Raw genomic sequence first — 14,796 nt, 5'->3', positions numbered from 1 at the left:
ATGATTGAAATTCATCAGGTATCGAAAAGTTATCAAGATACTAAGGTCTTAGATAACGTTACAGCCAATATTAAAAATAGCGGTGTCACTTCAATCATCGGTCCAAATGGTGCAGGGAAATCAACGCTGTTGTCGATTATTGGCCGGCTATTATCGGCGGATCACGGTTATGTCAAAGTGAATAACTTGGATGTATCGACGACACCAAGCGACCAGCTCGCAACCTGCTTATCGGTACTTCGCCAAGAAAACCAATTTGCTAGCCGTTTAACGGTGGAAGAGCTGGTTGGTTTCGGGCGCTATCCTTATACCAAAGGGCGCTTAACACTGGATGACAAGCAGAAAATCGACGAGTCTTTGGCATTTTTGAACTTAACTGAGTTTCGCCATCGTTATCTTGATGAACTTTCTGGCGGTCAGCGTCAGCGTGCGTATGTGGCAATGGTGCTATGCCAAGATACCGAATATGTACTGCTGGATGAGCCACTGAATAACTTGGATATGAAGCACGCGGTGATTATGATGAAATTACTGCGCCGTGCGGCGGATGAGCTAGGTAAAACCATCATTCTGGTTATCCACGATATTAACTTTGCTTCTGTGTATTCAGACTATATTGTGGCGCTGCGAAATGGGCGTTTGTCTTATCATGGCGAGCCTCAAGAGATCATGAAATCCGAGATTTTAGAGGAAATTTTCGATACGCCGCTGGAAGTCAAAGAACTGGATGGACAACGGATCGCGCTGTATTACTGATTTTATCCGCTCCAATAGATGATATTGGAGCGGTGTGTTATTGCGGTGGGATCGTAATATCTTCGTCGCTATCGAGCTCATCCAGTGGCTGAAGGATCTCAAGGCGTTTGATACCATCAGCATTCACCACTAAACGCGCTAATTCATTGTAGGCTTTCTTATTCATGATGACGCGGCGGCATAGATAAATATGGTAAACCTTTTCGCCGATAATTACGGGTTCATCATCATTAACCATCAACTCTTCATAGCTAATATCGAGATATTTCAAAAAGTCTGAAATATTAACCCGCGTAATATCCACAATAGACGATTGAGTCTGCATAAAGGCCGCAGAATTGCTGTGCAAGGTGACATCCTTGCGGTAATACAGAATATCTTCCACACGTTGCACATTGACCAAATTCACCCAGTGGGATTTTTGGCGCATTTCATGAATATCAGGGGATAGGGTACTTTCTTTCAGAAAGCGGAATGACTCCTTACAAATCCCAACTGGTTCTTTTACTCCTTCCCGATAAATACGCAATTGGCGATCAGGGATCCAGCGTTGAAATAACCGATATAGCTGTTCTCGCCCAATTTCTTTTAAGCGATCTTTAAAGATATAACCAATCACCATTGCTAAGAATAAATTAGCGCTGAGCGCACCGTATTTACCTTGCCACATAAAGGCAATAAATGTAGCGAAAACCATCGAAATTGCGGCTGCAATACCATAAATAGAGTGTAAAAGTAGCGGGAGACCTCGTTTGTGGCGGATCTCTAAGTAGAGGTAGCGGTTAATATATTTTTTCAGCAAATTGCGGCGGTAGGTGACCATTTCCGCGTCGTTTTCATCGTGTGGAAAGCTATCTGGTGCTAGCTTTTTCAAGTAACGCATTTCTTGATACCACAGATGGCGAATATCATCGCGTAGAGGAAGTTGTTTGTCTTTTAATAAATCTTGTAAGTAAAACAAGGTGTAATGGGACATAAACTCATCGCAATAGGCGAACGCGTTGGATTGAATGACCTTTTCAATTGGTGCTGCATAGGCGCTGAGTTCTCGATAGCGTTTGAGCCCATGCTCAATGTCTGCCAACATCCCCGTTATGTACTCTTCAGTTTGCCGTTGAGAGTTCTGGGCAACCATCTTCAGGGTTAACCGCACGCTGCGCTTAAAGGTGAGAGCAAAGCGTTTTAGATGGTTTTCATATTCATCTAATGTTGGCGGTAATTCAGGATCTAACCGTTCCAACCAGCTTTTCAACTCATCGACTAGCCCACTTTCCGCGGGAATAGAAGAGAGCTGCACCGTAGGGGCTCGCAGCCGGATATAGTTTTTTAAGCTGCGCTGAAGATTTGAAGGGGTGTAGAGATCGGGGTTAACTTGCATCGATGCCGGAAGAAAAAAGAAGGTTTCAACTTGGTAGCGGATCTCTTTTGATTTTCGAGGGAAAAAGACTTGCTGTTTGATTTCAAACTGCTTTTTACCGTGGATTTTCAGAGATTCTTTAATCATGGCCTTCCTACCGGTGTTTCAGTGTATTCAAATATGGGGTGAATACGATGCAAGTATTTATCAAAGAAGAACAATAGTAATGTGGATGGCAATAAAAGAGAAGGGAGACAAAGAGAAGGAAAACAAAAACGGCCGCTAATGTTTACTTCCAAGCCAAAGCGGAAATAAATAGTCGGCCGTTTTAAGCGTTCGTTGTCAGTTAAAAATTATTTTTTAGCTGCTGGGCGAACTGCGGTTACTTCAATTTCCACTCTCCAAGCTGGGTTAGCCAGTTTAGCGACTTGGAAGGTAGAACGAGCTGGTAGATTGGTCACTTTTTCAGTTTCATAGAACTTGTTGTAGCCAGCCATGAAACCAGCGAAGTCCATAGTTCCTTTAGTTTCATCACCACCAACTAAGAAAACTTGCATTTTAACAACGTCATTCATAGTCAGACCCATTTCACCCAGAGTCGCTTGAATTTGTTTCAGAACGTTGATTGTTTGTACTTCAGTGTTACCGTAAGACTCTAAAACGCCTTCTGGAGCATCTTTAGAGATTTTAGAAGGAACTTTCCCGCTCAGGAAGATGAGGCTGTTGTTCGCGCTGATTTCTACTGATTCAGCGATTGGGAAACCTTTAACTGGAACACGTTTCACATCGTCTGCTGCGTTTGCAGTTGCTACACCTAAAACTAAAGGTAAGGAAAGCAGTAAAGTTTTGTAGCGCATAATAACTCCTTTATATATGAAAGTAGGAACCTATTAAGACCGTGAGGGGCTCGATAGGTTCCATCTAATTGTGTTTCGTTTTAATTAGTTAAAACGAGACAGTTTATAAGGCGTTGGATCGATAAATGTCTTCTCGTCCATTAACAATTCAGCAGTTAATCGACCCGCCGCCGGGCTTTCAGTCATACCCCAACCAGTCGCGGTATTGATAACCAGGCCTGGGTATTGTTCAACTTTAGAAATGATTGGAATCTCGTCATCAGTTGGAGAAACGGTACCGCCCCAACGTTCAACAACTTTAGATTCTTTAAATACTGGGAATTCTTTTCTCAGACGCTCAAGAACGCCATCTAAGTGGTCGTTGTTTGGCGTGTTAGTTGCTGTACGGAACTCTTCGAATGGAGTCTTCTCGTCTAAGTTCCAAGAAGTTGCCATAGTGAATGAGTTGAACAGGTCTTTACCGATAGAGAATTCTAATGGTAATTCACCGCCGCCTAATACGTGCAGGAAGCGTGGTCCTAACAGGAAGCTGTCTTTCACGATAGAGCTGGTGAAGATACGTGGTGCAACCGCGTAAGTACCGTCTGCTTGTTCACGGAAGTGGATACCGTTTGGCAGGTGGACGTTACCTTTTGGTGCGCCTGGAACGCCAGTAATACGCTGCTGAGACAGGTAAACGTTCAGAGTAGGGACATCAACACCTAAGTTACCCATGAACAGACGTGACCAGATACCACCAGTCAGAACGACTTGAGAGGTTTTGATTGCACCTTTTTCAGTGACAACATCAGAAATTTTACCGCCTGCGGTTTCTAAGCCACGAACTGCGCAATTCAGATAAATTGGAATACCAATTGATTTTGCGTAGTTAGCCATTGCTGGGGTAACAGTTTCTGGATCAAGGCTACCAGAATCTTCTTCAAAACCACCAATTTTCCATGGGGATTGAGCACCAACCAGACGATTAGCCAGTTCTTGACCTTCGATCATACGGGTTCTCAGCGGGGTATCGAAACCTGGGTTTTCAGACGCAGATTTGATCCACGCTCTTGCAACTTCCAGATCTTCTTCGCTTGAAGGAACTTCAACACGACCTTGAACACGGTAGCTGGTATCAGCACCGATTTTTTCGTTCATGCCGAGCCATTGAATTTTTCCGTAGTGGTGTAATGGGAAAATAGCTGGGGAGGTTTTATAGCTGATGATCTGGCTGTATGCGCGACCAGATTGCTCGCCGCCAACAACGCCTTTTTCACAGATAACAACGTTTAAGCCGCGCTCTTTCAGGTTAATCGCAGTCATGATACCTTGCAGACCAGCACCGATAACAACCGCATCAGCAGATGCTGGTAATTTACCTTCGGTACCCGCGACTGCTGGTACGCGTGATGGCGTAGCTTCAAAACGACCTTCTCTGCGGATCATAGGGACAACAGCAGCGCCCCCAGCAATAACACCAGCAGCACCAACCCCTAATAATAGTTTTCTTCTCGAGATTTTCATCTATAACCTCAATAACAATCTTGTTTTTTATATAGTAAATAATTTCAAATTGAGATAATGATCTTATCATATATTTTGAAATTGTTAAGTATCGAAAGTATTTGTTAATAAAATTGAGTGAAAAGTTTGAGTGGGTTATTTGATCTGGTCAGTGTTGTTGGGGGTTTGTCGCAATTTGGATTATTTTATCAATAGCAGAAATAGACAATTTTAATTGTTAATGTCAGTAAAAGTGTACAGGTGTAAATATCTAAATTTCAGATAAGTTAAATATTTCAGTGCCTAAATTAAGGAAGCGATAAATAATTAATATCAGTTGATTATGCTGAATTTAGATTAAGTTTGATTTCGTTTTTATCGTAAAAAATAAAAGTTAAGTTAAATTTTTTAGCTATTTTATAATCACTTGATGGATTTGCATACAATTAATTTACGTTTAGTGGCACCGTATATTTACTGATAGCGTTATAGATGATTCTTTTTTGCTCTATACGAATTTTTCTTTATATCAATATGAAAAATATGATTTTTTATTTTTACTGTGATTTTCTTGGCATAATGGGTTAATTATTTATTTGATAATTTTTTTGCTTTCAATCCTTAATCTAAATAAATCCCACATCCTTCTTGAGAGTATTCGGTTGTTAATTATCCATGTATAAATGTGATTATTAACACTACTAAGTGTAATGATTTTATTCATGCTGATTTTTTGCATTTTCATTTTTCATATTAAGAGCGAATGTATTTTTTTATTTTGCTGATAATTTGCTCATATTAATTAATTGGGAAAAATTTCATTTATTTTAGAATTTAACATTTGATTGGTTTTTAAGCTAAAAAATCTAGTTAATAAAATGTTAAAAAATAAATATTTAAAGTCTGGTTATTAGATAAATATATCTAAAATGAGAGGGATAATTGGTGAGGGGTATAGGTTATGCCTCCCTTTCGATGAACGTTAAGGGAGGCAATTATGGTTAGAAACTCAACGCATCTGCCACCGCTTTAAAGCGGGCGAACTTATCCCGTAGCTGCTGATGAGCTATAAGGTTAGGTTGATACGCGGTGATTTTCGGTGTGCTTGATGCAATCGCGGTATCAAACCCGGAATAATATCCAGAGCCGACTGCGGCACACAGCGCGGCAGCTTGGCAGCCTGACTGCTGAACATCCACCACTTCAAGAGGCAAATTACTGGCATCACAGAACATCTGCATCCATAACGCCGAATTGGTTGGACCGCCAGTAAAGCGGATAGCCTGAGTGCAGTCATCAATGCCAACAATACGGTCTTGATGCAGCAAATGAGAGAACACAATTCCCTGATAAATGGCGTAGGCAATATCCCCTTCAGTATGATGGGAGCTTAATCCAAGTAGCCCGCCATGCAAGTTACTGTGGTAGTTAGAACCATATAACCAAGGGAAAAATAGAATATCGTTTTGCCGTGTGGCTCCTTCTGCAACGCAAGTATTGAGTACTTTGTAATCTTGCAAGCGTTGGTCGAAAAAGTGTCGTGTGAACCAAGCGAGGTTACTGGCTGAGGTTGGGCTGCCTTCATGAACAAAATAGGTGCCGGGAATACAGTATTTGCCCCACACATAAGGGTAATCGGCAGGCATGATTTTGTCGAAAACCCGCGTGGAGATAGTCCAGGTTCCAGCGACGGCACTGAGTTTATCTTTTTGGCTGACACCTGATGACAGCGCGGCTCCCACCACATCGAAGAACCCACCAAATACTGGCGTTCCTTCTTTAAGACCACACTCTTTTGCGGCATGAGTCGTGACGCAGCCCGCTGACTGTGCGGAGTTAATCACGGGGGCGAGTTTGTCGTTAGCCTCTTCAATACCAAACAATTCACAGAGTTTAGGGTCGTAACTGGAGGTTGTTGGGTTATAGAGTTGGCTGCCCGAAATATTGGTCTCTTCGCATGTGAGCTGGTCAGTTAATCGATAACGAATATAGTCGTGAACCATTAAAACATAACGACCATCGCGATAGCTGTCTGGCTCATATTGTTTTAACCAATTTAGCAGGGCAACGGGGTGTGATGCCCAAAGTTGCTGCAAGCTTAGGGGATATGCTTGCTCTGCGGTACCATTTTGGTGCCATTGATCGACAATTGTTTGTGCGCGGGAATCCGAAGAAACAATGCCGTTTCTGACGGGTTTTCCGTGTTTATCCAGTAAATATAGCCCTTTGCCGTGGGAGGAAAAGCTGACCCCTGCGATTTGTGATGATGATAACTGGCTCTTAGCGATAGCTTCACGGATCACACCGCAGGCGACTTGCCACAGGGTTTCCATATTACGTTCACTAAACCCAGCTTGCGGACTTTCAGTGGGAAAAGGGTGCTCAGCAACTACCAGCTCTTGGCCTTCAGGGCTGTAGATCCCCGCTTTGATCACGGTGCCTCCAAGGTCGACACCCATGAAAAATGTGCTCATTGTTGGCTCCTTAGTTTTCCCAGCCCGCTTGCTGCATTTTATCTTCAATCCAATGGCGCGCTTTGATGATTTCAATCAGCGGTTCATCGGCTTTTTCCGTCCACATTTCAATTAAGAAGGTGCCACGATAATTGAGCTGCTTAAGCTGTTTGAACAGTGCCACAAAATCCACGCACCCTTCGCCGAATGGCACATCACGGAATTGACCTTTGCAACTATCTGTTACGGCGTAGGTATCTTTCAGATGCAGAGCAACAATATTTTCAATGCCTTTGGTTAGTTCGGCAGCCACATCACTGCCCCAAGCCGTTAAGTTACCGACATCAGGATAAACTTGGAACCACGGTGAGCGAATTTTATCGGCAAGCGCTTGCCATTTCGTGATCGAATTCATAAATGGTGTATCCATGATTTCGACGGCGCACATCACCTGAGAAGCCGCGGCAATTTCTGCCACCCATTTCATGCCTTCTTCAAAGCGGGCAATAGTGCCTTCATCTTGTTCTTCGTAATACACATCATAACCCGCCAATTGAATGGTACGGATACCCAGATCTTGAGCCAATTTAATGGCTTTTGTCATTAATTCACGGGCTTTTTGACGCGTATTTTCATCATGGCTACCAAATGGAAAACGACGGTGACCCGATAGACACATTGTTGGAATGCGTACCTGGGTTTTTTGGATGGCAGCCACTAACTCCAAGCGTTGTTCCAAACTCCAATCTAGACGGGCTAAACGCTCGTCCGTTTCATCAACCGACATCTCGACAAAATCAAATCCTGCCGCTTTTGCGATAGCTAATTTTTCGCTCCAGCTACTGTGCTTTGGAAGGGCTTTTTCATAGATACCAATCGGATTTTTTCGTGAAATAGTCATCTTTATTCCCTGTAAGTTAATTTTGTACGGATGCTTTATTGAGGCGTTGATTGCGTGTCATTGCACGCTTAGCGCTCCATTTTTCTTTAAAGAATTTGAAGGCGAGAGCGAGGATCAACGTAATGCCCCAAACCGCGAGATTGAAGTGCAGGCTGACGCCTAACAGGCTAAGACCAGTTGCGATGACTTGCAGAACGAGCAAGGCGCAGAAGACACGGCTGACTTTACCGACGCCGCCAAATGGGTTGGTGCCTCCCAATACGATGGCTAAAATGGTCAGCAGTAAGTAAGAATCCCCATATCCCATGCGGGCTGAGTTAAAGCGCGCCATCATAATCAGCCCTGCCAACACACACAGCAGGCTTGAAATGGTGTAAATTGCGATCATCACGCGGTCGGTACGCACGCCGCTAAACCACGTCGCATTGATGTTGCTGCCACTCATGTAGATATTTTTACCAAGGCGGGTGCGACCTAAAAACAGAGCCAAAACAATCGCGGTCACAATGAAAATAATCATGGCAATCGGCATACCGAAAACGGTGTCAGAGCCAATGGCACGAACCACTGGCGGCATCCCACTGAGTGCGGCACCTTTGGTAAGGTAAACGCCAATACCGCTGATAATGGTCATGGAACCAAGGGTAACTAGAATCGGGTGAGCACCAATATGGGAAATCATCAGCCCCGTTAAGCAGCCAATAATAACGGCGATAACGGTGGCACCGATTAACGCAAAGACCAACCACATTAGCTGCGTGCCCGTTCCTGCATCAACCGGCAGGTAATTGATAAACACCCAAGCCATAAACAAGCCAGTCAAGTTAGCGGTGCTGATAATGGCGAGATTAAGCCCGCCACTCAACATCGGAACAAACATGGCGAAGGTCAGAAGACCCAGCTCTGGCAACTGAAAGGTAATACTTAAAAAGGTATTCTGGGTAAAAAAGTGCCCTGGCATGGCGATACTGAAAGCCGCAATGGCGACCAAAAAGATTGAAAGCAGTCCGATAACAGAGCCATCAATTTTAAAAAAATCTTGTTTTTTCATGGTGATATTCCTGTTAAACAAAGCCTACATCCGTTTCTTTACGCTTTTTGTAGTGAGTAATACAAATGGCGATAAGAATGACCATACCGATGACGATATTGACGAAGTAGTTAGACACCCCGATCAAGTTCAGACCGTTTTTCAAGATACCGATGAGGAAAACCCCCATAAGCGTACCGATAACGCTACCGCGACCGCCGGATAAACTCGCGCCACCTAATACCGCGGCTGCGAGAACATCAAGCTCTCCACCCACTAAGGCGCTAGGCACCACTTCACTCATGCGATAGGTTTGCAGCATGCCGCCGATAGCGGCCATCGCACCGAGATAACCGTAAGCAAACAGATAAATCACCCAGACGCGAATACCAATACGTGAAGCTGATTCTTGACTGCCGCCTACCGCATACAGTTGGCGACCAATGTGGGTTTTGTTCATTAAGATCCACGTTAAAAACGCGATCCCTAACATCACGATCAATGGCAAACCAATTTGATAATATTCACCATCCACTTCAAAAGGCAGGATAGTGACAGGATCCACCCACCAATCCGGTAAGTCGTAGATACTGTGTCCGTTGGTTAGCCACATCAGCATGCCGAACAGCAAAGATTGCATACTAATGGTGATAATGATCGACACCACATTGAGGGAGTAAATCAGAATTGCGTTGATCAACCCAAAGGTGATCCCGATGACAATCGCAAGGGCGATACTGAGGGTTGGGCTTTCGAGTAATCCTTGCAGTAAGAAAGTGGCAATCACATATTGGACAACCGAGGCAACGGCGGCGAAAGAGATATCAATACCACCAGTGACGAGTACCACAAATAATCCCAGTGCAAAAATACCGGTGACCGCATAGCTTTCGCTTAAGTCGAGCAAGTTTTGAATAGTGAGAAATTGTGGGCTCATTAAGGTGAAAAACACCACCATGATGAGGATCACCCAGATTAGCCAGCCTTCAACAGACTGCGGACGAAGTTTTTGCCAATTAGCCATTGATGATTTCCTCCAATTGTTGCTCAGTCATGGAATCCGTCACAATTTCTTTGACGATAGATCCTTGCTTCATATGTAAAATGCGATCGCAGTTGTAGAAAGCTTCAGAGGCTTCATCGGTGATCAATAAAATGGCTATCCCAACACCAGAAAGTCGATGGATCAGCTTGTAAATACTGTCTTTAGCACCGATATCGACCCCTACGGTAGGAGCATCAAGGATCAGCACTTTAGGGCGCGTCAGGATCCATTTGGCGAGTACCACTTTCTGCTGATTCCCGCCAGATAAAGTGGAGAGAGCATTATTTGGGTCGGTCACTTTAATATCCAAATCTGCGATCCACTCTTGGACGATTTGCTGGCATTTTTGCTCATCAATCAGATGCAGCGAGGTTTTCAGGCGATCTAAAATCGAAATCACCATATTGTCAGCGATAGACTGCTGCAAAATTGCCCCTAGAGTCAGGCGGTCTTCAGATACGTAACCAATACCATGTTTGATAGCTTGGGCATTGTTTTTGAAGATAATCGGCTTGTCTTCGACGATCATTTCGCCGCTGTCAGGGCGGGTTATCCCAAACAAAGAAAGGGCAAGCTCGGTACGACCAGAGCCTAATAATCCGCAAAGTCCCAGTACTTCACCGCGCTTTAATGACAGGGAAATATTCTGGTATTGCCCAGCACGGCAGAGGTTTTTCAGTTCTAAGACCGTGTGAGTTTCTTCTGCGTTATTGGGTAATTTGCGCTCATGAACAATATCAAGCCCTGTCATCAGCTCAGTGATTTTGCGTGTGGTCAGGTCTTCTGCTGGCCATGTGCCCATTTTCTGCCCATCACGAATAACGGTAATGCGGTCAGAAATCTCTTTCACTTCCTCTAACCGATGGCTGACAAAAACAACGGTGATACCTTTGTCTTTTAAGTAGTTCACGGTAGAAAGTAGTTGATTAACTTCGGTGCGAGTTAACGAGGCCGTTGGCTCATCCATGATAACTAAGCGTGCATCCGCAACCAGTGCGCGGCAAATGGCTACTTGCTGGCGCTGGGCAATGGGCAGAAACTGCACGGGGGTATCAGGATCAATGGTGAACTCAAGTTCTTTGAGAATTTGTAACGCTTTTTCCCTTACTTTTCCTTTCTGAAACCAACCAAAATAACCGTTTAAATTCAGTTCAAAGGCGATATTTTCCGCCACGGTTAAGTTAGGAAATAAGGATAAGTCTTGGTAGATAACTTGAACGCCAAGCTCTCGCGCTTTGTCTGGGGTCAGGCGAGAGTATCGTTTGCCATCTATTTCAATTTCACTACCTTCATCGGGAGCATAAACGCCGCTAATGGTTTTAATTAACGTACTTTTTCCGCAGCCATTGGTGCCCGCTAAACAGTGAACTTCACCTTTGTTTAGCGTCAAGTCGATATTGCGTAATGCACGATGACCACCAAAGCTTTTGGAAAGATCCCGTAACGTAATCAGTGGGGAGTTTTTTTCGGCTGTCATAGTGGAGTCCTGGTGTTGACTGTGTCGTCAGATTCAGAGTGACAACAGACACCGCTATCAGATCTAAATAGGGTGCTGTTGTCACTTAAACTATGTGGAACAAAATAATACTGTTGTCGTATTTTTATTATGTAGTGCGAACTTACAGACCGACTTCAACCAGTTTTTTGGTATTTTCAATATTCAGGTTAACTGGGTTGTCGCTGAGGATGGTGTTGCCACTCACCTTGATCTCACCCATATCACCGATACTGACGCCAGTTTTGATCTCTTCGCCATTCATCATTGCCGTCGCGACTTGAACGAAAACTTGACCAGCCACTTTCGGGTTAGAGATATAACCGCCGTCAATTGCGCCTTTTTCTAACAATTTGATACCTTGACCCGGTGTGAAAGTACCGAAGACACAGGTTTCAGCGTTTTTACGGCGTTTGTCGATAGCGCGACCCGCACCGATAGGTCCTTGAGAACCAAATGACATGATACCTTTCAGATCTTTATGCTTAGACAGCAGGTCGTTTGCAGTACGCATAGAATCATCAACGGATTCTGCTACACCAAAGCGGTCATCGACCATTTGCATTTTTGGATAGTGTGCTTTTTGGTAAGCGATAGCTGCATCAGCCCATTCGTTGACGAGTGGTACCGTCAGGCTGCCCACGAACATGGCGTATTTACCTTCTTCACCCATACATGCTGCCATATCTTTCATATGGTTAGCCCCCATGCTTTGGGTATCCAGCAATTCGAAATCCCAATCCGCATTTTTTTGATCTGGGGATTCGTGAGTAATCACTTTGATGCCTGCTTCTTGGGCGCGCTTTAATACCGGCTCAAGGACTTTTGCATCGTTAGGAACGACGCCGATAACATCGACTTTCTTCGCGATTAAATCTTCAATTGCACGAACTTGTTCCGCAGGGTCAGCGGTGGTTGGACCCACTTGAAATGCATTAACGCCGAGTTTTTTACCTTCTTCGGTGATCCCTTGCTCCATGACGTTAAACCAAGGAATCCCCCCCACTTTCACCACAACACCCATGGTAAATGGCTTTTGTGCTTTCTGTGATTCAGCCATCGCCATGTTGGAAAACAGTGCGGCGCCCATTAAGCAAGGTAAAACTAATTTTTTCATATTCATCGTTATATTCCTCAGAGATGATGTGCAGATATAGTCATGCTCATCAACATAGGGTTAATGTTTTGTTTAATCGGATAGATATAATTAATTTCTATTAATCGTTAATTTAATTAATAGGTTTCTTTGCTGCCTGGTGTAATTCGGTTATTTAAAATAAAAACAAATTGCTTAATTTACTCACTTAGTTACGCTGAGACTATCATCGATATAAATACTCTTGAGCACACTGAATACTATTTATCACATTCAATAATGTTTAACTTCGGAAATACTTGTTTGAAGTTTTTATCATTAAGTTTATTGGTAATTAACACGTTAATATCATTTAAGGTACAAACTTGGCTAAAAGCATATTGGTCTAATTTATTATTATCCGCTAATAACACACAATTCTCAGAAACCTGAATCATAATATTTTTTAATTTGGCATTAACTTCACTGCCATCTCGAACGCCAGTTTCAATATTGAATCCTTGGCATGATAAAAATAACGTTTTAATTTGAAAGCTACGGATAATACTTTCAGAAATGGGACCATGAAAATCATCATGGCGTTCTGAATATTCTCCACCAATGCCAATGACGCGAACGCGATCTCGGCATGCTAATGCTTGAATGATTTTGACGGAGTTGGTGACCACTGTAATATCGATATCGGGTATTTGCCTCGCCAGAAACCAGCATGTGCTGCTGTTATCCATCATGATGCAGTCGCCCGGCTGAATAAACTTCAACGCCGCTTTGGCGATTTTCATTTTTGCATCTGGGTTTTCTTCCGTTCTTTTACGAAAGGATTCTGCACCATCCACCATTTGACTGAGTTTGACCGAAGATGGCATCACATTCAGTACCGGGCTTTCATCTTGTTCAGTGGCAACCGCACCACCAAAACTACGAATTAAACGTTTTTCACGTTCTAATACCGTTAAATCTCGGCGAATAGTTTCTTGAGAAACGTGACAAAGTTGGGCTAAATCGCGCACTAACGCTGAGCCATGTTGAGAAACATGGGAGCAAATTAATCGGTGGCGTTCAGCTTGTAGCATCTCAAAACTCCTATTCAGCCCATGGCATTTATTATTTCTGTGACAAATATTCTTTCCGCGATAAACATTCTTTCCACGATAAATAGTCTGCCAGTGATGGATTTTTTTTGTCGTGACTCGACTCATGTAATAACGGATAGAAACAAACAAAGCTATTTATAGAGTTATTCGTCACGTTTATATGAAACATATATTTCTTTTTTCATTTTTATCGTTAGTTAGATCACTAAATATGGCGGTATATAGACAGAAACTAGACGAAGCATTAATCAACTTTCACACGTTCGGGCATTTTTATTAGGCGTATTTTTGTTTTAGTTAGACCGACTATGACCGAGTATGACCGATTTATGTTGTTTTGTTAATGATTTGTAAAGTGTTGGACTTTTTTATTCAGCTAAATCTGTTTACCTTAATAATCAGAACAACGTCTATTCATCGACAGTAAATAGAGAATAAAAGAGAGCCTTGTCGTTGATATGACTCGCTATTTTCATATCGTATTCACGCCATCTTTTTACACCTAGGGAGGTAATCATGCTGGAGACATTAAAACAGCAAGTATTTGAGGCGAATCTTGAATTACCCAAACATAAGCTAGTGACGTTTACGTGGGGTAACGTAAGTGGAGTAGACCGTGAAGCCGGTTTGATGGTGATTAAGCCTTCCGGGGTGGATTATGAAACCATGAAAGCGGATGACATGGTGGTCGTTTCATTAACCACTGGTGAAGTCGTCGAAGGAAAATATAAGCCTTCTTCAGATACCGACACCCACTTAGCGTTATATCAAGCCTTTCCCGAGATTGGTGGTATCGTTCATACCCATTCGCGCCATGCAACCATTTGGGCACAAGCTGGCTTACCACTAAGTGCATTAGGCACCACACATGCCGATTATTTTTATGGTGAAATACCTTGTACCCGTAAAATGACAGAAAGTGAGATAGCGGGTGAATATGAGAGAGAAACTGGGCATGTGATTATTGAAACATTTAAACAGCTCGGAATTTCTGCAAAGGATATTCCCGCGGTATTAGTCCATAGCCACGGTCCATTCGCTTGGGGCAAAGATGCTCATAATGCGGTACACAATGCAGTGGTGTTAGAAGAGATTGCGTATATGAATTTATTTACGCGTCAATTGACACCTAAAATTGACGATATGCAGCAAGAATTACTGGATAAGCATTATTTACGTAAACATGGGAAAAATGCATATTACGGACAAAAGTAGAGTTTATTTCTTTTT

Annotated in this window: 12 protein-coding genes; 2 read left to right on the top strand and 10 right to left on the bottom strand. The window is 43.1% G+C overall.

Going from position 1 to position 14,796, the window contains the following annotated elements; genetic code table 11:
* Positions 1 to 756: an iron ABC transporter ATP-binding protein gene (locus tag HFU86_RS17205; RefSeq protein ID WP_036949215.1), complete on the top strand. Its 756-nt coding sequence runs from the start codon at positions 1 to 3 to the stop codon at positions 754 to 756.
* Positions 757 to 793: 37 nt separating this feature from the next.
* Here HFU86_RS17205 and HFU86_RS17200 read toward each other — a convergent pair whose 3' ends face one another.
* The 10 genes from HFU86_RS17200 to HFU86_RS17155 all read right to left on the bottom strand — a co-directional run bounded on the left by HFU86_RS17200 (position 794) and on the right by HFU86_RS17155 (position 13,545).
* Positions 794 to 2,260, bottom strand: a complete 1,467-nt coding sequence (locus tag HFU86_RS17200) for a hypothetical protein (RefSeq protein WP_187129720.1) — start codon at positions 2,258 to 2,260, stop codon at positions 794 to 796.
* Between the two features lie 206 nt (positions 2,261 to 2,466).
* A complete protein-coding gene (locus HFU86_RS17195; protein ID WP_036949217.1) occupies positions 2,467 to 2,970 on the bottom strand; it encodes a RidA family protein in 504 nt (167 codons plus the stop codon).
* Positions 2,971 to 3,054: 84 nt separating this feature from the next.
* Positions 3,055 to 4,473, bottom strand: a complete 1,419-nt coding sequence (locus tag HFU86_RS17190) for an NAD(P)/FAD-dependent oxidoreductase (RefSeq protein WP_154603182.1) — start codon at positions 4,471 to 4,473, stop codon at positions 3,055 to 3,057.
* A gap of 980 nt (positions 4,474 to 5,453) precedes the next feature.
* Positions 5,454 to 6,926: an FGGY-family carbohydrate kinase gene (locus HFU86_RS17185; protein ID WP_187129719.1), complete on the bottom strand. Its 1,473-nt coding sequence runs from the start codon at positions 6,924 to 6,926 to the stop codon at positions 5,454 to 5,456.
* A gap of 10 nt (positions 6,927 to 6,936) precedes the next feature.
* A complete protein-coding gene (locus tag HFU86_RS17180) occupies positions 6,937 to 7,806 on the bottom strand; it encodes an L-ribulose-5-phosphate 3-epimerase (RefSeq protein WP_132496444.1) in 870 nt (289 codons plus the stop codon).
* Between the two features lie 16 nt (positions 7,807 to 7,822).
* Positions 7,823 to 8,857: an ABC transporter permease gene (locus HFU86_RS17175; protein ID WP_132496445.1), complete on the bottom strand. Its 1,035-nt coding sequence runs from the start codon at positions 8,855 to 8,857 to the stop codon at positions 7,823 to 7,825.
* 13 nt (positions 8,858 to 8,870) lie between these two features.
* Positions 8,871 to 9,860: an ABC transporter permease gene (locus HFU86_RS17170; protein ID WP_036949223.1), complete on the bottom strand. Its 990-nt coding sequence runs from the start codon at positions 9,858 to 9,860 to the stop codon at positions 8,871 to 8,873.
* Positions 9,853 to 11,358 carry a sugar ABC transporter ATP-binding protein gene (locus HFU86_RS17165; protein ID WP_187129718.1) on the bottom strand — a complete coding sequence of 502 codons (1,506 nt, stop codon included), beginning with the start codon at positions 11,356 to 11,358 and terminating at the stop codon, positions 9,853 to 9,855. The genes HFU86_RS17170 and HFU86_RS17165 overlap by 8 nt, the downstream gene beginning before the upstream one ends.
* Before the next feature lie 142 nt (positions 11,359 to 11,500).
* Positions 11,501 to 12,493: a substrate-binding domain-containing protein gene (locus HFU86_RS17160; protein ID WP_036949290.1), complete on the bottom strand. Its 993-nt coding sequence runs from the start codon at positions 12,491 to 12,493 to the stop codon at positions 11,501 to 11,503.
* A 239-nt stretch (positions 12,494 to 12,732) separates the two neighbouring features.
* Positions 12,733 to 13,545, bottom strand: coding sequence for a DeoR/GlpR family DNA-binding transcription regulator (locus HFU86_RS17155; protein WP_165906944.1), 813 nt, complete (start codon positions 13,543 to 13,545; stop codon positions 12,733 to 12,735).
* A gap of 537 nt (positions 13,546 to 14,082) precedes the next feature.
* On the opposite strand from HFU86_RS17155, the gene araD reads away from it, so the two are divergent.
* Positions 14,083 to 14,781, top strand: coding sequence for an L-ribulose-5-phosphate 4-epimerase (gene araD / locus HFU86_RS17150; protein WP_108479519.1), 699 nt, complete (start codon positions 14,083 to 14,085; stop codon positions 14,779 to 14,781).
* The last annotated feature ends 15 nt before the right edge of the window (positions 14,782 to 14,796 follow it).

The organism is Providencia sp. JUb39 (genome assembly GCF_012272845.1).
GTDB classification, from domain to species: domain Bacteria; phylum Pseudomonadota; class Gammaproteobacteria; order Enterobacterales; family Enterobacteriaceae; genus Providencia; species Providencia lanzhouensis.
The sequence above is the reverse complement of the archived record's forward strand: the minus strand, read 5'-3'. Positions and strand labels throughout refer to the sequence as shown.

Coding starts and splice junctions, on each gene's coding strand:
- HFU86_RS17190 (WP_154603182.1), bottom strand. CDS start 4,473: ATGAAAATCTCGAGAAGAAAACTATTATTAGGGGTTGGTGCTGCTGGT.
- HFU86_RS17200 (WP_187129720.1), bottom strand. CDS start 2,260: ATGATTAAAGAATCTCTGAAAATCCACGGTAAAAAGCAGTTTGAAATC.
- HFU86_RS17175 (WP_132496445.1), bottom strand. CDS start 8,857: ATGAAAAAACAAGATTTTTTTAAAATTGATGGCTCTGTTATCGGACTG.
- HFU86_RS17180 (WP_132496444.1), bottom strand. CDS start 7,806: ATGACTATTTCACGAAAAAATCCGATTGGTATCTATGAAAAAGCCCTT.
- HFU86_RS17165 (WP_187129718.1), bottom strand. CDS start 11,358: ATGACAGCCGAAAAAAACTCCCCACTGATTACGTTACGGGATCTTTCC.
- HFU86_RS17170 (WP_036949223.1), bottom strand. CDS start 9,860: ATGGCTAATTGGCAAAAACTTCGTCCGCAGTCTGTTGAAGGCTGGCTA.
- HFU86_RS17155 (WP_165906944.1), bottom strand. CDS start 13,545: ATGCTACAAGCTGAACGCCACCGATTAATTTGCTCCCATGTTTCTCAA.
- araD (WP_108479519.1), top strand. CDS start 14,083: ATGCTGGAGACATTAAAACAGCAAGTATTTGAGGCGAATCTTGAATTA.
- HFU86_RS17185 (WP_187129719.1), bottom strand. CDS start 6,926: ATGAGCACATTTTTCATGGGTGTCGACCTTGGAGGCACCGTGATCAAA.
- HFU86_RS17160 (WP_036949290.1), bottom strand. CDS start 12,493: ATGAAAAAATTAGTTTTACCTTGCTTAATGGGCGCCGCACTGTTTTCC.
- HFU86_RS17195 (WP_036949217.1), bottom strand. CDS start 2,970: ATGCGCTACAAAACTTTACTGCTTTCCTTACCTTTAGTTTTAGGTGTA.
- HFU86_RS17205 (WP_036949215.1), top strand. CDS start 1: ATGATTGAAATTCATCAGGTATCGAAAAGTTATCAAGATACTAAGGTC.